The following is a 19,809-nucleotide window of genomic DNA, read 5'->3' as shown; positions in this document are numbered from 1 at the left end:
GAGCAATCGGGCAATTATGGTTCACGCCGCGAAGCAGCCAAATCAACCGCTAGGCCAGGAACAAGCCGAAGCACGTCGAGAAGAGATCTGGTGTCTATCGCGGCTCTGGCGCGCGCGCGTGCTTCCGACGAAGCATTGAGCGCTACCGAGAAGCCAACGAGGTCGAAAGTCTCTAGGTCCGAGCGGGAGTCCCCAACAAAGAACGCTCTGTCTGGATGCGTTCCTGAGAGGCGGCACTCCTCGTAGATGTAGGAGGCTTTATCCTTCTCAGAAAAATGCCGCAATACGGCGCCGGTGGCACGATCTTCTTCATTCCACTCGAGCTCAACCCCAGATACGCCATCGAAACCGTATGCTTCCGCGATGGCCTCGGCGGCAAACCTAAAGGTTACAGTCGCGATCACACACCGGATACCCTGACTCTTCAGAGACTGCACCGCGCGCGGGATGTCCGCGACCACTGGAATGTCGGAGACAAGCGCTTTGAGCTCGGCTCTTGAGCGCCCCGCGAAGAGCTCGGCTCCTGAGGCCGAGACTTCCTCGTTCGTTGCTCGGTATTCTTCGTATGACTTTACGATCTCGTCTACGTACTCGGCGCGGCGCAATTTCGCGCCCAGATGCCGTAGCACAGTCGAGCCCGTTACAAGGGTCCCGTCTAGATCGAACCCAGCCAGGGCCCACGGGCGACCCATCGACCCATCCAGCACTTGGCCACCTCGACTTAGAGTCATGAGACAAAAATCCACTGTACGGGGATTGTAGTCGACTCTCGCGCGGGAGTCGCCAGTCTGACCATCACAGTTAGAACGACGTCGGAATTTGAGGACCTTGCTGTTGCTGCGGCGACTACTCCGGGCGACGGCGTCACCAAGGAGGAGCCGCTGTACGTGGAGCCTTCGCGGAATTGTGTGCCAGGTGGAAGAACTATGGTGGCGGAGCCCTCATTTTGGCCTGGCTGAACCACGATTGATGCAACACCTGTCCTTGGAGCGCCCGCTAGCCTGTCCCGCTCGGATTGCTCAAGCCTCGCGAGCCGATCGCTACTCGCCACCGCTTGAGAAACGTCGGCATACAGTTTCACCCCACCGCCAATTGCCAACACAAGTAGGGCAATTAGCCCATATCCCGCGTATTGTGTTGCAGCCTCATTGAGCGCCTTTACTCGCGCGAGGCGCGATTCGGGCCGGGGCGCGGAACTCAGAGGGAAGGGATCAATCTCATCATCGAGTATACGGCCCCATGTGATTCCGAAATGCACTCCCTGTTGCTGGACAGTGTTGTCGATAGTCGTCGCGTCCGGCGTTGCGAAGAAGAATGCTCGTCCGATCTCCATCCCCAGCTTGAGCCTGACCGTGCGCTGGGAAGTGTTGATGAGGTGAAGTTTCGCTAAACCCCTCCAAGTCGAATCAACATAGGAGGTCGCCGTTACAAGCCCGTTGTTGTAACTCGAGACCCGCCCGACGATAAGGCCAACGACGTTGGAAGGGGTCGCCAAGTACTCGTTAGTAAACACCACTACCGATTGAGAGGGGGCGAGTGCCCACCCGTCGGGGCACTGGCGGAGGTCTACCAGGGAAGTATGGCCAGCGAAGCGGCGGTTCCGGCTAGCGCGCCTCCATTGGGAGACCGGGCGAATGATTGGACCCAAGGTTAACGCAAGCCGGCTGCGAATCAGACTCTGGTCGAAGAACAATCTGGCAGCTGGGTCATCGCCCACGGATGCAGCAGGATCGCGGCGTTCGAAAGATCGAGTCGAATTTGGTAAGAAGGAGTACGTGACCTCCAACTCTTTCGATTCGACCAGGTTGCGAATTTGGTTATCAGACAGCATTATTCCCCCCGGGGTGGCTACAGCATATGACCTAGGGCCCGCTTTGCGTTGAGATGTATCAACGATCGAGCAGGTGGGTGTGCGTCAATACATGGAAGCATGCCTTCGACCTGCACCCCATTCGACGTCAGCGCCGTTTCTTTGTCGGGGTTGTTGGTCATGAGCACGATCGACTTGATACGTAGTTCGGAGAGAATCCTGGCCGCGGCATTGTAACTCCGCACGTCGGGGTCAAGCCCTAGCTCCTCCGTGGCGCGGAAGGTGTCGAGCCCTTTTTCCTTGCCGTTCATAGCGGCAATCTTGCTAACTAGACCGTTTCCTCGACCTTCTTGTGCAAGGTAGAGCAGCACGCCTCTCGACTGCTCTGCGATCCGGGTTAGTGCATCATCCAGTTGGCCTGCACAGTCGCAGTCAGCGGCTCCGAAGGCAGTTGAGGTAAGGCAAGCGGATGCGACACGACATAAGACTGAACCGGAGCCAGCAACTGAACCCTTGACGAGAGTTACATTCTCACTGCCAGTGCGAGGACCCGGAGAGGCCAGAATGTCGAAGTCGCCAAACTTAGTCGTATGGAACGGTGCTGCGGCGAGGAAGTACCCTGAGTAGCCGTTAGAGTTATTCACTCGTGGCTTCCAGAATCATTCGGTCGTAGCCCATCGACACGCGGTCGACGACTGCGGGCCCCAGCGCTGATCGGGCTTCTACCAGGAGCGCATCTTGCTCGCCAGCTCTTGGCTGTTCGTTCGATATGAGCTCGAACTCGACGAAGGAACCGAGCCCATGTACGGAATCTAGGCATACAGTCTTATCGCCCAACTTGCCTTTCAATCGGTCTTTCTTAACTTCTACGACTTGCTGAAGGCCCAGAATCTGAAGGAAGGCTTTAGCCTCGGCTTCATCGGACACGGAGAATTCGTGTTCCTCGCAGTCCAGCTCATTCGTCAGGTGCCTCTTGACGTTGAGTAGTGATTTGGACCCCTGCTGGCGAACCCGCGCAACAACCGTCCCCGGTCTCGGTTTCGTAATCGTCTCCGGCGAGGCGGCGAAAATCGAGTCGTACTGGCTAATGCGCTCGGCAAACACCACCCCTGCGTCGATTAGCGCAGAATAGGCGGTTTCGAAATCCTTGACCGCCAGTTTGATCTCAAGTTCGAACACGTCTCTCCCGCGATGTCGGCCGGTCGCATCAACACTATAGGCTAAAGCGGCAACGTCACTGCGTTCGCCCCTTCTCTGGATACGTGCGACCGCTAACGACTCGGTCTGATCACCGAGTGCAACAAGGAGTGGCGCGGCGTAACCGCCACAGAAAGACTGAGCAGTCTGGCTCCTCGACGAGTGCCCTAATGCGATCTATGGTCACCGATCGCGTCGCACTGAAGCGGCAGGAGGCCAGCTGCTGGCTGCGATCCTCGCCAGTGCCGACTCGATAGACCTCCGCTTGTTGTACTCACGACGGGGCGGAAACCGGCGCAGTCGGCAACTCGCTAGAATCAGTTTGGGTGCCCCCTAGGGCGGATCAGTCACAAGCCCTCAGCTCGAATCACAATGAGGCCGGACCCGCGAGTGAGCTTTCGAGCGGGGAACGGACCGATTGTGCCACCCGGTCCTGCGCCTGCTCAACTTGGGTCAGTAAAATCAGCGGCGTCAGTGAGAATTCGTTACAGGAGTGCCCACGTACTGTACGTTGTCGGCAAATGAATCGAATAGCGTTTGATTGCTGAGCCTCGTAGCTGCAATGAACTGCGCGAACATGGCAAGAGCATCGCGAACCTTCTCGCTGTTCTGAAGATCGCGATCGCACGCGGTCTTCAAGTTTGGTGCGAAAGGAAGACATGCTTGGACAATCGAGGACCAGCGTTCAGCCGCAAGCCGCGGGGAGCAGTTGTCGCTGAAGCGAACTCCGAATCGGTCAGGTATCGCGAAGCCCACGATCGACTCGATGCTCGCCGATATGGCGGCGCAGAGGACTTGCAGTGATCCTCGCCGGCGGAAATAGTCCATCGCCGCGCGCTGCATGTCGGTCCGTCCAGCCTCTGGCGTGCTCTGAATCTCCTGCTTTGCCTCTTCGATCGAGCGCAGCAGCGAGTGGCAGAGCACAATGTGTCGCGCTGTAGTGCGGTCCGAGAACAGCTGGGCGTAGATCGCGTCGTCGGTCCAGACCAACCTCGTGTCGTTATACGCGAGGTTGGGACGACCGTGGAAGGCGGCTAGAGCTTGGGCGGCCCCGTTGTTCGCGATGAGGTTCTTCTTCCGTTCGATCGCGTCACGCACGCCACCTCGGCGACCGCCTCGGTACTCTGCCTCCGGAATGCTGTCGAACTCCGCACGCAAGCGATCCTGCACAGCGTCGTTGCTGCGGAAATCAGCGGCCTCGATCTTGTTCTGGGTGTTGTTGTAACGAACTATGTCTCTTAACACATCGGGGTCTTGGCACTTCACGAAGCGAACCATGACGCGTAAATCTGGTAGTGCACTAGCTTCGCTGTCCGAAAGGGTGCCGAGGGTGCCCGTCGTCTGAGCGCCATTGACGATGCCCAAACCTCTCACGACCAGCTCGGTCAGGCCGAGACCCAGATCCTCCGGTATCTCGATCTCGTTGACAACGATAGTTAAGCCGTTGTTGTAGATCCAGAACTGCGACGCGTCTTCGCGTGCTGATTTCTTGATTCCGAAGTTGATGTTCTTCTCTGAGCGAACTAGGCCAAGGTAGTCGCGAACATTCGGCGACAGGAGATCGGTCTCATGCTCGAGCCAAATCTGCCGCAACCAAGCGCCCGGCACTGAGGTGCAGAAGGATGTCCATTTATCGGTGCGCTCCGCGAACCCGTCGATCACTGGCACACGGAACTCGTCGGTGACAATGATCGGAACTTCGGTGCGGCGGTACCAGTTCTCTAGCTTGTCCCTGCCGATCTCGCGGGCGACAATGGATGTGATTGAGTCAGGGGAGTAGTGGCTATCAATGAGGTGCTTCGCGGTCGATGCCGCTTGCTCGACTTCCCGCGTCGCGTTGTCCGACTCCGGGCAATTGTGCACGTACCAGAGCTCAACGGAGCTAATGCGGTCCTCTTCTAGGGCTTGTCGTACCTCCATAGCGGCGGACCTCAGCGCGTCTGGCATCTCCTCAAGCTTGCCATTCAGCAACCATGAGACGGCGGCATTGAGGTCGGATGCTTTGGAGGCCTTAGCTGATGCTTTGGGTATGTCGGCAAAGTAGCCCTGAGCCAGCACGATGCAGGATGTTGCTCGATCAACATAGACGAGGTCGCAGCTCTTGTCGTCGGGTCCGTCAGTTAACGCGGAAGCAGCGACGCTGTGAATATCCTCGATCCCGAAGTTCATCTGGAGCGCGAACAGGATCAGGCCGTTTGAGCCATAGCGAGCGAGGTCGTCTCTGCTCGCAAAGGCTGTCAGTGCGCTGTTCGACAAGTGTCCCCCAAGATTGACGCGGCCTAACTCCTTCTCGCGTCACAGTCGGCGGGCGTTACAGTACGTCACGGTGCAGGAACAGCCAGCCGTGCAGTAGGGTACCGTTTGGCAGGTCGCGCTGCTGCGAGCGCCTCGGTGTAAGCAAGGCCTCGCTCGTCAAGCCATCGTTGGGCTCCAGCCAGGCCGCTAGTCTCTGTCGCCTCCAGGAGAGCGACTTCGTGGTGCCCAGCCGTGAGCCAGTTCCAGGTGTCAGGCTCTAGCCCGAGACGCACGTCCGAACCCCGATCTTCCCTCGCGACTTCCTCGTCGGTGGCTTCCTCGTCGAGACCGGCAAGGGCGCGCAAGTCCCGCGCGCCACGAGACCAGGTGAGTTGGCGCCGACCGTCCGACGCCTCCTCCCACTCCCACCATCGAGCCACGACCGATGCCTCGTAGGTGTCGACGGCGTCGGCGAGCAGCTGCATAGGGGTGCGACCACCGCGGGCGCGACTATGTTTGCCGGGGGCGCCGGTGACTTCGTGGGCCATCTTGGTGAAGTAGTCGGCCAGGTCGCCCTCGCCGAGCTGGGCCTTGCGCAGGTCCCAGCCGTGGGCGTCGGAGGCGTCGAAGCCCTTGCGCTCCAGCGCGCGGCGCCAGCGGCCGAACATGCGCGCGCCGACGCCGGCGGCGACGAGCTCGGCGGAGACGTCGTCGGCGAAGCACAGCAGCGCGTGGACGTGGACATGCCAGCCGTTGGCGCCATCAGTGACCTCCACGACCCGCGCCCAACCCAGCAGCCCCCCGAACAGGGCGGAGTCCTTCACCCAGGTGGAGCCGCTGGTGACGGAGGCCCAGGCGTAGCCCAGGACGTCCCAACAGCCTTCGCAGGCCTTGATGCCGGCGAGCTCGATCTCCTCGGCTTCGGCGGCACGCTCATCGACATCCCAGCCGTTGGCCTCCGCGACCTCACGATCAGTGCGGCGTTCCTCGAGCAGGTCCCGCCGACGCCGCTCGGCAGTCGAGAGGCCGAGGCGATCGCCGCGGGCGTGGCGCATCGTCAGCGTCAGCATGAACGCCGACCCGCCTCGCTCGTGCACGACGCGCATCACCGCGGCGAGATCGTCAGCGCGCCGGGTGGCGACCTTGACCGCGCACACCGGGCACGTCCAGACCGACCCGCAGTGCTTGAGCCCGCCATAGGCTGCTGAGCGGGTGCCGTCCTTGTTCGTGATCACCCCCAGCGTCGGACCCGCGTCCGGACCGCCGATCTTGTGGCCGCACTCGCGGACCCGTTTGAGCTGCGACACTTTCCGGAGCTGGCGGCGGCGGGCCCAGCGGTCCCGGCGACGAGCCTGCGAGCGCTCCTGGCGCTGGCGCTCGACGGCCTCGGCGCCCTTGCCCGCACCACGAGCCCGCCCTGGACCGCGGCGGTCGGGGGTGTGGTCCTCGCGGCGGCGCCGGCCGGGTCGAAGAGCTGTTACCCCTTTACCGAGAACCCGCCCGCTCACCGAGCACCACCAGCGGTCAGAGCCGGCGCTGGCGCGCCGGCGGTGGCCGGCCCTTCCGGGCCGGCCACGCTCTCACTCCTGTCTTCGTCCCGTGGCGCGCGGCCGACCCCCGGGCCGGCCACCACGACGGCGACAGCGAGGACCTGGACCATGGCGGCGGCCGGGAGCAGGACGAGCCTCCGGCGGCCAGGCGCTCCGCCCTGGACCCGGGCACCGACCTCAGGAGAGTCCCCACCAGCGACGAGTTCCGGGGCGGGGGGGTGGTGGTGGCTGGGGCGGGGCCTCACCCACGACGACGCGCCCGAGGGCTGCCAGACCGCCCGCACAGCCGCAAGCGCCACCGAGCAACGTGAGCGCCGGCCATCGACGACCGGGGCGCTTGCACCCGCACGAGCGGCCCGGCAGGGCAGAGCCCGCGCCGCCGAGGGAGAGACCCCGAGGCCGGCCCGCTTACGGGAAGTGCCCGTAACGGACACTGAGCCGAGAGCGAACTCTAAGGAGTCAGACGGGGGGCCTGGTTGAGCTGTCCACGGTGCAGGGGCTCCGTCCGCCACGATCTGGGCGGTGGGCTGTTCGAGTGCGCTTCGCGCGCGGTCGTCGACGTCGACCTTCGAACTGGCACCCCGATCGAAGGTCGATGCGGCCACCGGTACTGCGATTCGCCGTCGCCAGCCCGGCCCGCTCCGAACAGTTGCTCCTGTGGCGCGCGCGCCTCGGGAGTCTGCAGTTACTGCGGACACGGCGTCTGCCGGAAGGACGGCGCGGCGTACGGGGGGCGTTGGCGCTGCCACTCGTGCTTCGATGAGTTGGAAGCGCGGCGCGCGGCCTTTGAACGTGGGTGACCAGAGTCGCCGAACCGGCTCGCTCCCGGTGGGTCCTAACCCGATCTGACAGCGGCTGGCTACGTCGGCCATCGACGGCGCGCGGAACCACCACGGAACAGACCGGTCACAATGATCGTCAACAGCCCTTGTTCCCGCAGGTGAGACCGCTGCCCGGACGTGGGCCGTCAGGTACTCAAGAAGGACCTCCGCAAGCCCTACTGGGAGCACGCCGAGGGGCGCCACATCGGCTGAGAGCCGCGTTGACCTGCGGAAGCGTCGGCTCCCAAGCCGCCGCCGACGGCAGTGGCCTCGAACCGCTGGGCCAGCATCACTGCTGCGGTCGCAAGCACCACATCCATCGCGGACCCTGCACGGGTGCGGGCATGATTTGCCGGGTCAGAACGACCTCGGAACGAGGAGCCACGTGATGAACCCGACCACCGGCATGCAGAAGGGCGACCTCGCTGCCGCCCCGGCCGACACTCACGGGGCCATCTCGAAGAAGACGGTCGAGTTGGACGGCGTCAGCGTCACCGAGGTGACGTTCGGAGTCGGCGCGAAGTGGTCGAAGGACCTCAAGCCGGACATGGGCACCGAGTCCTGCGAGCTGCCCCACGTGGCCCTGGTGCTGTCCGGCACCCTGCACGTCGTCATGGACGACGGGTCCGAGGATGAGTTCGGGCCGCACAACGTGATGCTTCTGCCGCCCGGCCACGACGCCTGGAGCGTCGGCGACGAGCCGTGCACCTTCGTCGAGTTCTCGCGCGGCAACGACCTCTACAGCTGATCCGGGGCGAATCCCGCGGGACGGACGCCTGAGGGACAGGAGGGGCCGATGCCGGCGACGACGCGTGTGCAGCTCGGGCTCTGGGCTGTCGTCGGTGTGTGCCTGGTGGCGGCCGGGCTGGCCCGCGAACGTGCCGAGCCGTTGCCTGCCGCTGTCCAGCTCGCCCCGGTCGGTGTCGGGCTCCTCGTGCTCGTCGTGCTGATCGCGCGGACGGTGCCCCACGTCCGGAGCGACCAGGCGGCACGGCGAGCAGCTCGACGGCTCCCGCGCGAGGACCGGCGCATCGTGCGACGCGCGTGGCGACACCCCGAGTCGGTTCCGGCCCGCCTCGGCGAGGTCACTCGGCGATACGCGGCCTACCGCGCCCGAGCTGCCCACGACGCCGCGCCGACCCTGCCCGCCGTCGCTCTCATGCAGGGCTTCCTTCTCATGCAGCCGACCGCTCCGATCGGGATTCCCCTCGCCGCGGTCGCCCTGGTGCTCGTCGTCGCGCTCTGGAACAACGCGATGGCCGCCCGGTGGCAACGCCTGGAGACCGAGCTGGCGGGCGCGAGCGGAGACGTCCGCGTGTCACCGCCTAGGCCGTGATCAACAGCGTCAGGCCGGCGCGGACGACGGAACCACCTGGTGATCGACCACGATCGTTCGAGTCCTCGAGACGACCGCACGCCCTACTGGAGAGCGCCGAGCGACGCCAGATCGGCTAGACGAGACGCCGCCCGGCCAGCATGCTCGCGGTCTCGGCGGGCTCGGGCACGTCGGCGTCGATCGCGTGGTTCAGGTGGCTCGTGAGGACCTTGCCGATCGACTGCGGGTCGTCCAGCTTCGCCAGCTCCGAGGCGAGGTCGGAATCCGCCGCCGTGGCCTTCGTCAGCGCGTCCTTGGTGGCGTCCTTCGTGTTCTTCGAGCCCTCTTCCGCGCCCTGTTTGTAGGCGATGTCGATGCTGTCCTTGGAGATGCTGAACTTCTGGGGCAGGACTCCCGTGGCGGCGAGGATCGTCAGGATCGCTCCGGCGGCGAGCATGAATCCCAGCCCGATGCTGTTGGTGCCGGCGATGAAGGTCGCCACGGCGCCGGTCGCGAGGAGGACGAACCCGAGGAGTCCGGCCAGGACCCGTCCCGCCGTCTCGATCTTCGTGTTCACGATCCCCCCAGGGCCGGCACATGCGTGGTGGCAGGCGGAGTGTGGCGCCACGTCACGTGCTCGCCAAGCCCTGCGGACCCCCATGCTTCCGTGGGCCGGCGCTGGAGTCGTGACCCGGGCGCTCCGGTCCGATCCGGCGAGCTGCCCGCTCCCGCGTCCCACCTCGGCTGTGCAGCAAAACACGTGTCGCTGATCGCGTCCGCTGAACCGATTCATCGGCGCCGAACCGGTTTCCGCCCCGGGAGGTGAGGACACCCCGTGTGCAACGGGTCACGGCGATTTCTTCGGGGGATTCGCCGCGTGACCGTTCCGGAAGGCCGGTCTCGCTCCTGTCCGCTGGGGAGCCGATCAGGAGCGAGACCGGCCCTCTACTTCTCGCCTGACCTCCGCCGTTCGCGGTGCGCGGCCACGTGGGCGCGGTTCCCGCAGAGATCGGGCATGCAGTAGCGCCGTCGGCCGGCACGGCTGGTGTCGACGAAGACCCCCGAGCAGGTCGGTGACGCGCAGTCGCGGAAGCGGTCGGTGTCGAGCACCCGCACCACGCCCAGCAGGCCGACCCCGGCCAGGAGCGCGAGCCGCTCGGCGAGCGTGGCGTCCGCTCGGGGCGCGACCGTCCACCGCCAGCGCCCGTCGTCGTCGCGCGCGAGCGACGGCGGGCCGCCCGCCCGGGCGACCAGCGCCCCGGCGCGCGCCGCCACGTCGGCCTCGCCGTCCGGGCGCTCGCCCGCCTCGATCGCCTCGCGCACGGGCGTGCGCAGCGCCCGCACCGCCTCGAGGTCGTCGACCGTCGGCGCGTGCTCCGCGGCGACGCCGTGCTCGGCGAGGAAGCGGACGAGTGCGGGGACGCCGTCGAGCTGGTCCTCGCCGTGCCAGACCCCGGGGGCGGTGTTGACCAGCTCCGTCGCCAGGGTCGCGCCGCTCACGTAGTCGTCGAGATCGACCCGCACCCTGCACCTCCTCCGCGCCCGTAATCGGTGAACCGAGGTTATACCCCTGAGCCTCGCACGACCGCCGGTCGACGGAGGGCGCCCGTCCGGGGCACCGCGATGCCTCGTCCGCCCCGGAGCGCGTCGGGCCGCCGGGGTCCGGGTACAGCAGCGTCGTGACGGTTGAGAACGCAGGCGTCGCGCTCGCCCGGCAGGCCACCGAGGCGCTCCGGCACCTCGACGACCACGGGCGGACGCTGCGACCGGACGGTACGGATCACTTCACCTGGTCCGCGGACGTGCTCGACGAGCTCGCCCGCCTGGCCGAGGTGCTCGGCCGCGCGGTGGAGCGGGTCTCGGGTGAGGACGCCCCCGACGCCGAGTCCCACGCCCACGCGTTGGCGACCGCGATCGTGGCGCACCGGAACTCCCTGCTGCGATACGGGAGATCCGATCGCCCTTTCCTCCCTGGCGATGACCCCACACCTCCCCTGGACATCGCCCTCGGACACCGCGGGGACGGCCGGCTCGACCTCGTCGGCTGAAGGACCGTTCACCGAGGGTGGCATAACGCACCCCTGAGAACGGCACACCGGCCGTAACATGGAGCAGTCGGCCGCGCCCCCCTCGGCCGACCATGGTTCCGGGAGCGCATCCCCCCGCGCTCCCGGAACCCCCTAACCTCACCGCTCCGAGATGTGCTCCAGCACGAGCTCCGCGAGCCGGTCCGGGGCCTCGTCCGGGATCCAGTGGCTGACCCCGGAGAACACCTCGAAACGGTAGGGCCCACGCATCCACGCGGCGTTGCCCTCGACGGCCGCCCGTGAGACCGCGGTGTCGCCGTCGCTCCACACCATCAGCGCCGGGGCCTCGACGGGGATCGGCAGGCCGGGGTGCTCCCAGAGCGGCGTCGCCCGGTACCAGTTGACGCCCCCGGCCACGGCCGCGCGGAGACCGCCCCGGGACGCGAGCGCGGCCTCGTCCCGCCGGGCCCGCTCCGCGGTCTGCCCGGTCCGCCGCAGCGCCCGGACGAAGGCTCCCGGGCGGCTCAGGAACCGCTCGGGCAGCTCGGGGAGCTGGAAGAGGTACGTGTACCAGGACAGTGCGACCTGTCGGCTCGACCGCATCGCCCGCAGGAACGCGGCGGGGTGCGGCACCGACACCCCGGTCACGGTGCGCACCCGCTCGGGGTGCAGCGCGGCGAGCGCCCAGGCCACGATCGCTCCCCAGTCGTGGCCGACGACGTGCACCGGCCCGCCGCCCGCCGCGTCCACGAGGGCGACGGCGTCGGCGGCCAGCTCCTCGACGCGGTAAGCGCGGCGCCCCGCCGGCCGGGCGCCAGGCGAGTATCCGCGCTGGTCGGGGACGAGCACGCGATGGCCGGCGTCGGCGAGACGGCGGGCCACGGGCTCCCAGCTCGCCGCGGTCTGCGGGAAGCCGTGGAGCAGCAGCACCGGGGTGCCGTCGGGCGGGCCGTGCTCGGTGACGTCGAAGCGCAGGCCGTCGCGTGTGAAGGAGTCCACGGCCCGGGATGGTGCCGCGCCGGCGCCGTCACGTCGATCTTGCGGCTACCTCGCGACACTCCGTCGAAGGAGGACCCTCGGGTGAGGCGGTCGCGTTACGGTCGGTACTCGTCGCATCCGACCGGAGATGCGGCGCGGAGCGGGTGCACGGGAGCGGCAGGGACAGATGTCTTCAGGCTTGAGGCGGTTCCTGATCCTGGTGGTCGTGGCCGTGCTGCTCTTCTTCGTGATCTCGCAGCCCGAGGGCGCGGCCGACGTCGTCCAGTCGATCCTGGCCATCATCGGCGACGCGCTGTCGTCGATCGCGACGTTCTTCCGCTCGCTCTTCTAGGCCACGGCGAACTCGCCCGCCGCGTACCGCTCGCGCAGGCGGTGCTTCACGAGCTTGCCCGTCGGCGTGCGCGGCAGGTCGTCGGTGAACACCAGGCGCCGGGGCGTCTTGTAGCGCGCGATGCGGCCGCGCACGTGCTCGAGGAGCTCCTCGGCGAGCGCCTCGGAGGGCTCGGTGCCGGGGGCGGGCTGGACGACGGCGAACACCGACTCGCCCATCTCGTCGTCCGGCACGCCGATCACCGCGACGTCGTAGACCGCGTCGTGCAGCGTCAGGACGTCCTCGATCTCCTGTGGGTAGATGTTCACGCCGCCTGAGATGATCATGAAGCTCTTCCGGTCGGTGAGGAAGAGGAAGCCGGCCGCGTCGACGTAGCCCAGGTCGCCGGTGGTCGTCCAGGTCTCGTGCTCGGGGTGCTGCGCGCCCCGGGTCTTGTCGGGGTCGTTGTGGTAGGCGAAGGGGACGCGGTCGCGCTCGAAGTAGACGGTGCCGACCTCGTTCGGGGCGAGCTCGCGGCCCTCGTCGTCGCAGACGTGGATGGTGCCCAGACCCGCCACCCCGACCGAGCCGGGCCGGTCGAGCCACTGCTGCGGGTCGATGAACGTGATCCCGTTGGCCTCGGACGAGCTGTAGTACTCGTAGAGCACCGGGCCCCACCAGTCGAGCATGGCCTGCTTGACCTCGACGGGACACGGCGCCGCGGCGTGGATCGCGACGCGCAGGCTCGAGACGTCGTAGCGCTGCTTCGTCTCGTCGGGGAGCTTGAGCATCCGCACGAACATCGTCGGCACCCACTGGCTGTGGGTGACCCGGTAGCGCTCGATGGCGGCGAGGGCCTGCTCCGGGTCGAAGCGGTGCATCATCACGACGGTGCCGCCGGTCGACTGGATCGTGGCCCCGAAGCGCAGCGGCGCCGCGTGGTACACCGGCGCCGGAGAGAGGTAGACGGTGTCCTCGCCGAAGCCGTACATCGGCTTGAACACCGCGATGTAGAGGTCGCCGGGCTCGTCGATCTGGCGCTCGACGAGGTTGGGCTTGATCCCCTTCGGTCGCCCGGTGGTGCCCGAGCTGTAGAGCATGTCGCCGCCGCGGGGCTGGTCGGCGAGCGGCTCGGGGCTCTGCGGGCCGACGACCTCGTCGTAGTCCCGGTGCCCCGCGACCGTGCCGCCGAAGGCGAGGCGCAGCGTCACGCCCGGGGTCGCGTCGACGATCGCCAGGGCGAGCTCGTCCTTCGCCGCCGACACCACGAGGGCGCGGGCCCCGCAGTCGTCGACGATGTACGCGGCCTCGTCGGGGGAGAGGTGGTGGTTGACGGCGGTGACGAGCAGGCCGGCGCGCTGAGCGGCCCAGTAGACCTCGAACACCCGCGGGTGGTTGTCGCTGAGCAGGGCGACGACGTCGCCGCGCTGCAGGCCGTGGTCGAGCAGCGTGCGTGCCAGCCGCACCGAGCCGTCCTCGAGCTCACGGTAGGTCAGCCCCTCGCCGGTCTCGGCCATGATCACCGCGTGGCGGTCGGGGTGGGTGGCGGCGAAGGTGCCGGGATACATCGTCGTCTCCTCAGCGATCACGAGACCGGGGTCGGCGGGCCGTAGAGTAGATTACGGTGTGCTCGGAGGGGAACCGAGCGTTCGCGTCGAGGTGGGGGTGCCGGGAGTCATGCCGACCGCCACCCCGCAGGCCTACTTCGAGGAGGCCCTGCGCCTGCTCGCCCGCGAGGGCCGCAACGGGCTGCGCATCGGGCGCCTGTGCGCCGCGCTCGGGGTCACCAGCGGGTCCTTCTACCACCACTTCGGCAGCTGGGAGGGCTTCGTCGCCGCGCTGCTCGAGCACTGGGAGCGTGAGGAGACCGCCCGTCTCGTCGAGCTGGTGAACGCCTCCGACGACGCCCTCGAGCGCGTGACGCGGATGAAGTACCTGGCGCTCACCGTGCCCCACGAGGCCGAGACCGCAATCCGGGCCTGGGCGACGGTCGACCCCATCGTCGACGCCGCGCAGCGGGCGGTGGACCGCGGCCGGGTGCGCGCGCTCGGCGACGTGCTCGCGTCGGTGATCGCCGACGACGCGCTCCGCGAGCGGCTCGCCTCCCTCGGGGTGGCGGTGCTGGCGGGCCACCAGCAGATCGCGGGCGTCACCCCGGTCGAGCTGTCCTCGCTGCTCGACGAGTTCGAGCTGCTCGTGCGGGCGCACGCGGACGGCGCCTGGGATCCCGCCGTCACCCCTGCCGCGACCGTCGCACCGTGGCGGACGGCGGCGCACGAGGAGCAGTGATCGACGCGGATTTCCTGGCCTTCAGTGCAAGCGTGGACGCAGGGCTGGCACCGCAGGTGCGACGCTCCTATGGTTCGTCAACCCCTCCTAGGGGTTCTAGCTGACGGTAAAGCTGTCGGGCGATGTAGCGCTTGAGGCAGCGGCGGATCTCGCGGTCGGTCTTGCCTTGGGAGCGGCGTCGGTTGGTGTAGTCGCGGGTGGGCTGGTGGTAGCGCTGCCGCGAGAGGGCGATCGAGTGCAGCGCCCGGTTGAGTTGGCGGTTTCCGGAGCGGTTGAGCCGGTAGCGCACGGTGCGACCCGAGCTGGCGGGGATGGGGGCGGCGCCGGCGAGCATGGCGAAAGCGGCTTCGTCGCGGCAGCGCCCGGGGTACGACCAGGCGGTCAGGACGACGGCGGCGTTGATCGGGCCGATGCCGGGCAGCTCGAGCAGGTTCGGGTGCCAGGCGGCGACGACTGTGCGGATGGCCTTCTCGTGGTCGGTGGCCTCGGCCTCGAGGGCACGGACCCGGCGGGCGAGACCGCGCAGCACGGTCAGGGTGGTGACGACCTCGACGTCGCCGCTGCAGGTCGTGGGGCGTAGCCCGGCGGCGATGGCGAGTTGGGCGCGGGTGCTGCGGTGCCCGCGGAACCGGGCCCGGACGGCTTCGGGGGCGGTGACGACCAGCGCGCGCAGCTGGCGCCCGGCGTCGGTGGCGGCGTCGACCGCCGAACGTCGAGCGGTCAGCAAGGCCTGCAGCGCGCCGCGCTGCGGCCCGGTCTTGGGCGCGGCCAGGCGGGTGCGGGCCAGCGCGTCCCGGGCGGCGCGCTCGGCGTCCAACGGGTCCGAGCGACGACCACCACGACGCGCGGGCCGCGCCGGGCGGTCGAGTTCGACCACGACCTCACCGGCCGCGGCGAGGTGGCGGGTCAATCCGGCGCCGTACCCGCCGGCACCCTCGACGGCGAAAGCCCGCAACCCGCGGTGACGTTCGGCCACCGCCAGCAGGCTCTGATAGCCCTCCGGGTCCGCGGACACGGTGACGGTCTCGACCAACGCCCCGGTGGCCGCGACGACAACCGCGGCGGTGTGGGTGTCGGTGTGGGTGTCGACTCCGATGACGAGCTCGACGACCTCTGCCAGCATGGACATGCGTTCTCCTGACGCGTGGACGCGACTGTGAACGCCGGTCCGGTTCGGAGAACGGGCAGGACTGTGATGGGACACCCCGAGCGGCTACTCGGGGGTCAAGCTCCTGATCAGGCCACCACTCCGGCCGGGCCGACACCAGCAGCAGCAGGCGGACATGTCGCCTCGCAGGCATCACGCCAGTCAGTCGGAGGGTCACACCCGCTGCTGCTGATCACCAGCCCACCATGACCACCAGGGCCAGCGAGAACTGACCCTCACAGTCAGTCGGCGTAGCGCGGCGCGCGTCCCTGGCTGAAGGCGGTGACGGCCTCAGTGAGGTCCTCGGAGATCAGCGCCGAGGCGTTCCACGTGGCGATCTGGTCGAGGCCGTCGGCCACGGAGTGGTCGCGGGCGTAGGTGATCGCGTGCTTGGTGCCGCGCATCGCGAGCGGGGACTTCGCGGCGAGGCCCCGGGCGATCTCCTGGACGTGGGCGACGAGGGCCTCGGGGTCGTCGGCCTCGACGCACGCGTTGACCAGGCCCATCGTCTCGGCCTCGGGGCCGCGGACGTCGCGGCAGGTGTACGCCATCTCCCGCGCCCGGCCCTCGCCGACGATGCGGGGCAGGCGCTGCAGGACGCCGACGTCGGCGGCGAGGCCCATGTCGACCTCCTTGAGCGAGAACTTCGTACGCGGGGTCGCGTAGCGCAGGTCGCAGGCGACGGCGAGGTCGAGGCCGGCGCCGACGCAGACGCCCTGGATCGCGGCGAGGACGGGGACGCGGCAGCGCTCGACGGTGGTGAGGACGTCCTGGAGGTCGAGGATCAGCCGGCGCAGCGCCTCGCGCGCCCGGCCGGGGTCGGCGCCGTCGGGGGCCATGCCCTGGATCTCGCCGAGCATCGAGAGGTCGATGCCCGCGCAGAAGTGCTTCCCGGCGCCGGCGAGCACGACGACCCGCACGCCCGGGTCGGCGTCGAGCACGGTGAAGGTGTCGCGCAGCTCGCGCCACAGCGTGCGGTCGAGCGCGTTCGCGGCCTCGGGGCGCTCGAGGCGCACCGTCGCGACCCCGCCGTCGTGGGTCACCGACAATGCTGTGGGGGTGGCCGGCGCGTCCAGGTCGAGCGTGCTCACGTGCGTGTTCCTCTCGCCGGGTCCAGTGGGGGCTTTCCTGACGTCCAACGCCAGCGTGGCCCCCAGGCTGACACGAGGCTGGCACGACGCCGGCAGTCCCGCCGGTGCTGACGTGGAGTGATCAGTCGGTGACGCAGGTCTCGCGGCGTAGCATCACGCACGTTATGGTGCGCCGGGTGCGGGCTCGCCGAGAGCTCCGTCGCCGAGGACGCCGACCCGGGGGAGGGCCACCCCAATGAAGATCAAAGTCGACTGGGACAAGTGCACCGGCATGGGGATGTGCGAGTCCCTGGCGCCCGACGTGTTTGAGGTGGACGACGACGGCTCGCTCATCCTGCACGCCGAGGAGGTGCCCGACGGGCAGGAGGACGAGGTCCGCGAGGCCGTCGCCGCCTGCCCGACCGAGGCGCTCTCGCTCGAGTCCTGAGCGGTGACGCACCTGGTGGTCGTCGGGGCGTCCCTCGCCGGCCTGCGCGCCGTGGAGGCCGTCCGCGGCGACGGGTTCGACGGGACGGTGACCCTGGTCGGGGCCGAGGAGCACCTGCCCTACGACCGGCCGCCGCTGTCCAAGGAGTACCTCGCCGCCGAGGAGTGCCCCGATCCGCGCTACCGGGAGCACGCGACCTTCGCCGACGACCTCGACGTCGAGCTCGTGCTCGGGACGCCGGCGTCGGCGCTGGACACCTCGGCGCGCACCGTGACCGTCGGGGACCGCGCGATCCCCTACGACGGCCTGGTGATCGCGACGGGGGCGCACGCGCGCACCCTGCCCGGCACCGAGGGGCTCGCGGGCGTCCACGTCGTCCGCACCCTCGACGACGCCATCGGGCTGCGCGGGGCCCTGCGGGACGGCAACCGGAAGGTGACCGTCGTCGGGGCGGGCTTCATCGGCTCCGAGGTGGCCGCGGTCGCCCGCTCGCTCGACCTCGAGGTGACGATCCTCGAGGCGATGGACACCCCGCTCGTGCGCGCGATCGGCGAGCGGATGGGCCGCGCGCTCACCCGCCTGCACGAGCGTCACGGCACCGAGGTGCGCACCGGGGTGGCCGTCGACGAGGTCCTCCACCACGACGGCGGGGTGCGCGCCGTGCGCCTGGGCGACGGCACCGAGCTGGACACCGACCTGCTCGTCGTCGGCATCGGCGCGCAGCCGACCACCGGCTGGCTCGAGGGCTCCGGCCTCACCGTCGACGACGGCGTGGTGGCCGACGCCCGCCTCGCCGCCGCGCCGGGCGTCTACGTCGCGGGCGATGTCGCCCGCTGGCCGAACGCGCTGTTCGACGACGTCCTCGACGGCCCGATGCGCCTGGAGCACTGGACCTCCGCCGCCGAGCAGGGGCGCTACGCCGCGCGCAACGCCGTGGACCCGGAGAACGCCAAGGTCTACGAGACCGTCCCGTACTTCTGGTCGGACTGGTACGCGAGCCGGGTGCAGTTCGTCGGTGTCGCGGCGGGCGACCACGTCGAGGTCGTCGCGGGCGACGACGCCGACGGCGGCCCGTTCACCGCGCTCTACCGGGCGCACGACCGGATCGTCGGCGCCCTCGCGGTCGACATGCGTGCCGAGGTCATGAAGTACCGCCGTCTCATCGGCAAGCGCGAGGGCTGGGACGCCGCGCTCGCCCTCGCCGCCGAGCGGCGCGAGCAGGCCGCGGCGAAGGCGGCCGAGGCGGCAGCGGCGACGGCGGCCGAGACGGCACAGGACGGGGCGAACGCATGACCACCACCACGAGCACGGCCACGACCCCGGGGCCGGACCTCGACCCGGTCGACCTGTCGTCCCTGGAGTTCTGGGGCCGGCCGATGGCCGAGCGCGACGCGTCGTTCGCCGAGCTCCGGACCGAGCGTCCGATCTCCTGGCATCGCCCGCCGGAGGGCATGCTCATGCCCGGCGAGGACGACCCGGGGTTCTGGGCCGTCGTGCGCCACGAGGACATCGGCCACGTCAGCAAGAACCCGAAGCTCTTCTGCTCCGGGCAGGGCACGCAGTTCCAGGACGCGCCGGCGGAGCTCCTCGAGGCGAGCCAGTCGTTCCTGGCCATGGACGCGCCGCGGCACACCAAGCTCCGCAAGATCGTGAGCGCCGCGTTCACGCCGAAGCAGGTCCGCCGCCTCGAGGACAGGATCGCGGGACGGGCCCGGTCGATCGTCGACGAGCTGCTCGACCACGGCGACGGCGACTTCGTTCAGCTGGTCGCGAAGCGGCTGCCGATGGGCACAATCTTCGACCTCATGGGCGCGCCCGAGGAGTACCAGGAGTCGCTGGCCGAGGCGGCCGACCTCCTCGTCGCCACGAACGACCCGGACGTGCTCCAGAACCGGGGCCTCGAGGACCCGCTGCAGGCCGCGGGCCAGGCGCTCATGGCCCTGCTCGGACCGGCGCTCGAGCTCGCCGAGGCCCGCCGCCGGGCCCCGCAGGACGACCTCATGACCAACCTCGTGCAGGCCGAGGTGGACGGCGAGAGCCTCACCGACAACGAGATCGGCGCCTTCTTCGTGCTGCTCTCGGTGGCCGGCAACGACACCACGCGCAACACGATCGCCCACTCCGTGCGCCGGCTGACCGAGCACCCGGACCAGCGCGCGTGGCTCGCCGAGGACCCCGAGGGCCGGGCGAGGACGGCGGTGGAGGAGTTCATCCGACATGCCAGCCCGGTGGTGACGTTCCGGCGCACCGCGACCCGAGACACCGAGCTGCGCGGCACCCCGATCGCCGAGGGCGACAAGGTCGTCATGTTCTACGAGTCGGGCAACCGGGACGCCGAGGTCTTCACCGACCCGCTGCGCTTCGATCTCTCCCGCGACCCCAACCCCCACGTCGGCTTCGGGGGTGGCGGACCACACTTCTGCATGGGCAACATGCTCGCGCGCACACAGTTGCGGCAGATCTTCTCGCAGCTCCTGACCCGGGTCCCGGACCTGACGGTCGGCGAGCCCGAGACCCTGCGCAGCAACTTCGTGCACGCGGTGAAGACCATGCCCTGCTCGATCCGGGGCTGACGCTCGCGTCCCCTCCCG

The 19,809-nt window shown here is 68.5% G+C and carries 20 protein-coding genes; 8 read left to right on the top strand and 12 right to left on the bottom strand.

Features of this window, described 5'->3' with window-relative positions; genetic code table 11:
- Window positions 1-14 precede the first annotated feature (14 nt).
- The 6 genes from PH191_RS09840 to PH191_RS09815 all read right to left on the bottom strand — a co-directional run bounded on the left by PH191_RS09840 (window position 15) and on the right by PH191_RS09815 (window position 6,549).
- Window positions 15-707: an HAD family hydrolase gene (locus PH191_RS09840; RefSeq protein ID WP_274194402.1), complete on the bottom strand. Its 693-nt coding sequence runs from the start codon at window positions 705-707 to the stop codon at window positions 15-17.
- Between the two features lie 20 nt (window positions 708-727).
- Window positions 728-1,831, bottom strand: a complete 1,104-nt coding sequence (locus tag PH191_RS09835) for a dCTP deaminase domain-containing protein (RefSeq protein WP_274194401.1) — start codon at window positions 1,829-1,831, stop codon at window positions 728-730.
- Between the two features lie 17 nt (window positions 1,832-1,848).
- The gene (locus PH191_RS09830) at window positions 1,849-2,454 is read right to left on the bottom strand and encodes a GTP cyclohydrolase II (protein ID WP_274194400.1); all 606 of its coding nucleotides are present in this window, start codon (window positions 2,452-2,454) and stop codon (window positions 1,849-1,851) included.
- The gene (locus PH191_RS09825; protein WP_274194399.1) at window positions 2,447-2,989 is read right to left on the bottom strand and encodes a class IV adenylate cyclase; all 543 of its coding nucleotides are present in this window, start codon (window positions 2,987-2,989) and stop codon (window positions 2,447-2,449) included. Before PH191_RS09825 ends, PH191_RS09830 begins: the two co-directional genes overlap by 8 nt.
- Before the next feature lie 489 nt (window positions 2,990-3,478).
- Window positions 3,479-5,263 carry an AIPR family protein gene (locus tag PH191_RS09820; protein ID WP_274194398.1) on the bottom strand — a complete coding sequence of 595 codons (1,785 nt, stop codon included), beginning with the start codon at window positions 5,261-5,263 and terminating at the stop codon, window positions 3,479-3,481.
- Window positions 5,264-5,328: 65 nt separating this feature from the next.
- The gene (locus PH191_RS09815; RefSeq protein WP_274194397.1) at window positions 5,329-6,549 is read right to left on the bottom strand and encodes a hypothetical protein; all 1,221 of its coding nucleotides are present in this window, start codon (window positions 6,547-6,549) and stop codon (window positions 5,329-5,331) included.
- Window positions 6,550-8,001: 1,452 nt separating this feature from the next.
- On the opposite strand from PH191_RS09815, the gene PH191_RS09810 reads away from it, so the two are divergent.
- Both PH191_RS09810 and PH191_RS09805 read left to right on the top strand, forming a co-directional pair.
- Window positions 8,002-8,361 (top strand): cupin domain-containing protein, encoded by a 360-nt coding sequence (locus PH191_RS09810; protein WP_274194396.1) that lies wholly within the window; start codon window positions 8,002-8,004, stop codon window positions 8,359-8,361.
- A 48-nt stretch (window positions 8,362-8,409) separates the two neighbouring features.
- Window positions 8,410-8,949: a hypothetical protein gene (locus PH191_RS09805; RefSeq protein WP_274194395.1), complete on the top strand. Its 540-nt coding sequence runs from the start codon at window positions 8,410-8,412 to the stop codon at window positions 8,947-8,949.
- Between the two features lie 115 nt (window positions 8,950-9,064).
- On the opposite strand, the gene PH191_RS09800 is transcribed toward PH191_RS09805, so the two are convergent.
- Entirely contained in the window at window positions 9,065-9,505 is a 441-nt protein-coding gene (locus PH191_RS09800) for a hypothetical protein (RefSeq protein ID WP_274194394.1), read from the bottom strand.
- Between the two features lie 368 nt (window positions 9,506-9,873).
- The gene (locus PH191_RS09795) at window positions 9,874-10,452 is read right to left on the bottom strand and encodes a CGNR zinc finger domain-containing protein (protein WP_274194393.1); all 579 of its coding nucleotides are present in this window, start codon (window positions 10,450-10,452) and stop codon (window positions 9,874-9,876) included.
- Window positions 10,453-10,607: 155 nt separating this feature from the next.
- On the opposite strand from PH191_RS09795, the gene PH191_RS09790 reads away from it, so the two are divergent.
- Window positions 10,608-10,976, top strand: a complete 369-nt coding sequence (locus tag PH191_RS09790; RefSeq protein WP_274194392.1) for a hypothetical protein — start codon at window positions 10,608-10,610, stop codon at window positions 10,974-10,976.
- Between the two features lie 138 nt (window positions 10,977-11,114).
- On the opposite strand, the gene PH191_RS09785 is transcribed toward PH191_RS09790, so the two are convergent.
- On the bottom strand, window positions 11,115-11,954 hold the full coding sequence (locus tag PH191_RS09785; protein WP_274194391.1) for an alpha/beta fold hydrolase: 840 nt from the start codon (window positions 11,952-11,954) through the stop codon (window positions 11,115-11,117).
- 178 nt (window positions 11,955-12,132) lie between these two features.
- On the opposite strand from PH191_RS09785, the gene PH191_RS09780 reads away from it, so the two are divergent.
- The gene (locus PH191_RS09780) at window positions 12,133-12,285 is read left to right on the top strand and encodes a hypothetical protein (protein WP_274194390.1); all 153 of its coding nucleotides are present in this window, start codon (window positions 12,133-12,135) and stop codon (window positions 12,283-12,285) included.
- Here PH191_RS09780 and PH191_RS09775 read toward each other — a convergent pair.
- Window positions 12,282-13,832 (bottom strand): acyl-CoA synthetase, encoded by a 1,551-nt coding sequence (locus PH191_RS09775; RefSeq protein ID WP_274194389.1) that lies wholly within the window; start codon window positions 13,830-13,832, stop codon window positions 12,282-12,284. The two genes, PH191_RS09780 and PH191_RS09775, sit on opposite strands and share 4 nt — an antisense overlap.
- 109 nt (window positions 13,833-13,941) lie before the next feature.
- Between PH191_RS09775 and PH191_RS09770 the strand changes: the two genes are divergently transcribed.
- Window positions 13,942-14,553, top strand: a complete 612-nt coding sequence (locus PH191_RS09770; protein ID WP_274194388.1) for a TetR/AcrR family transcriptional regulator — start codon at window positions 13,942-13,944, stop codon at window positions 14,551-14,553.
- 67 nt (window positions 14,554-14,620) lie between these two features.
- Here PH191_RS09770 and PH191_RS09765 read toward each other — a convergent pair whose 3' ends face one another.
- Window positions 14,621-15,682 (bottom strand): IS110 family RNA-guided transposase, encoded by a 1,062-nt coding sequence (locus PH191_RS09765; protein WP_274194387.1) that lies wholly within the window; start codon window positions 15,680-15,682, stop codon window positions 14,621-14,623.
- Window positions 15,683-15,942: 260 nt separating this feature from the next.
- Entirely contained in the window at window positions 15,943-16,791 is an 849-nt protein-coding gene (locus PH191_RS09760) for a crotonase/enoyl-CoA hydratase family protein (RefSeq protein WP_274194386.1), read from the bottom strand.
- A 235-nt stretch (window positions 16,792-17,026) separates the two neighbouring features.
- Between PH191_RS09760 and PH191_RS09755 the strand changes: the two genes are divergently transcribed.
- From PH191_RS09755 to PH191_RS09745, 3 genes are read left to right on the top strand one after another with little or no spacing between them, the layout of a single operon-like run.
- On the top strand, window positions 17,027-17,218 hold the full coding sequence (locus tag PH191_RS09755) for a ferredoxin (RefSeq protein ID WP_274194385.1): 192 nt from the start codon (window positions 17,027-17,029) through the stop codon (window positions 17,216-17,218).
- 3 nt (window positions 17,219-17,221) lie between these two features.
- The gene (locus tag PH191_RS09750) at window positions 17,222-18,511 is read left to right on the top strand and encodes an NAD(P)/FAD-dependent oxidoreductase (RefSeq protein ID WP_274194384.1); all 1,290 of its coding nucleotides are present in this window, start codon (window positions 17,222-17,224) and stop codon (window positions 18,509-18,511) included.
- Window positions 18,508-19,791: a cytochrome P450 gene (locus PH191_RS09745; RefSeq protein ID WP_274194383.1), complete on the top strand. Its 1,284-nt coding sequence runs from the start codon at window positions 18,508-18,510 to the stop codon at window positions 19,789-19,791. The genes PH191_RS09750 and PH191_RS09745 overlap by 4 nt, the downstream gene beginning before the upstream one ends.
- Window positions 19,792-19,809 lie beyond the last annotated feature (18 nt).

Origin of the sequence: Actinomycetospora callitridis, assembly GCF_028737265.1 — a bacterium.
GTDB lineage: Bacteria > Actinomycetota > Actinomycetes > Mycobacteriales > Pseudonocardiaceae > Actinomycetospora > Actinomycetospora callitridis.
Note: the sequence above shows the minus strand (reverse complement) of the source record. Positions and strands in the feature narration are given on the sequence as shown.

What these genes read in the sequence shown, in the direction of transcription:
- PH191_RS09755 (WP_274194385.1), top strand. Translation starts at nt 17,027, where the DNA reads ATGAAGATCAAAGTCGACTGGGACAAGTGCACCGGCATGGGGATGTGC.
- PH191_RS09775 (WP_274194389.1), bottom strand. Translation starts at nt 13,832, where the DNA reads ATGTATCCCGGCACCTTCGCCGCCACCCACCCCGACCGCCACGCGGTG.
- PH191_RS09745 (WP_274194383.1), top strand. Translation starts at nt 18,508, where the DNA reads ATGACCACCACCACGAGCACGGCCACGACCCCGGGGCCGGACCTCGAC.
- PH191_RS09765 (WP_274194387.1), bottom strand. Translation starts at nt 15,682, where the DNA reads ATGTCCATGCTGGCAGAGGTCGTCGAGCTCGTCATCGGAGTCGACACC.
- PH191_RS09805 (WP_274194395.1), top strand. Translation starts at nt 8,410, where the DNA reads ATGCCGGCGACGACGCGTGTGCAGCTCGGGCTCTGGGCTGTCGTCGGT.
- PH191_RS09770 (WP_274194388.1), top strand. Translation starts at nt 13,942, where the DNA reads ATGCCGACCGCCACCCCGCAGGCCTACTTCGAGGAGGCCCTGCGCCTG.
- PH191_RS09835 (WP_274194401.1), bottom strand. Translation starts at nt 1,831, where the DNA reads ATGCTGTCTGATAACCAAATTCGCAACCTGGTCGAATCGAAAGAGTTG.
- PH191_RS09810 (WP_274194396.1), top strand. Translation starts at nt 8,002, where the DNA reads ATGAACCCGACCACCGGCATGCAGAAGGGCGACCTCGCTGCCGCCCCG.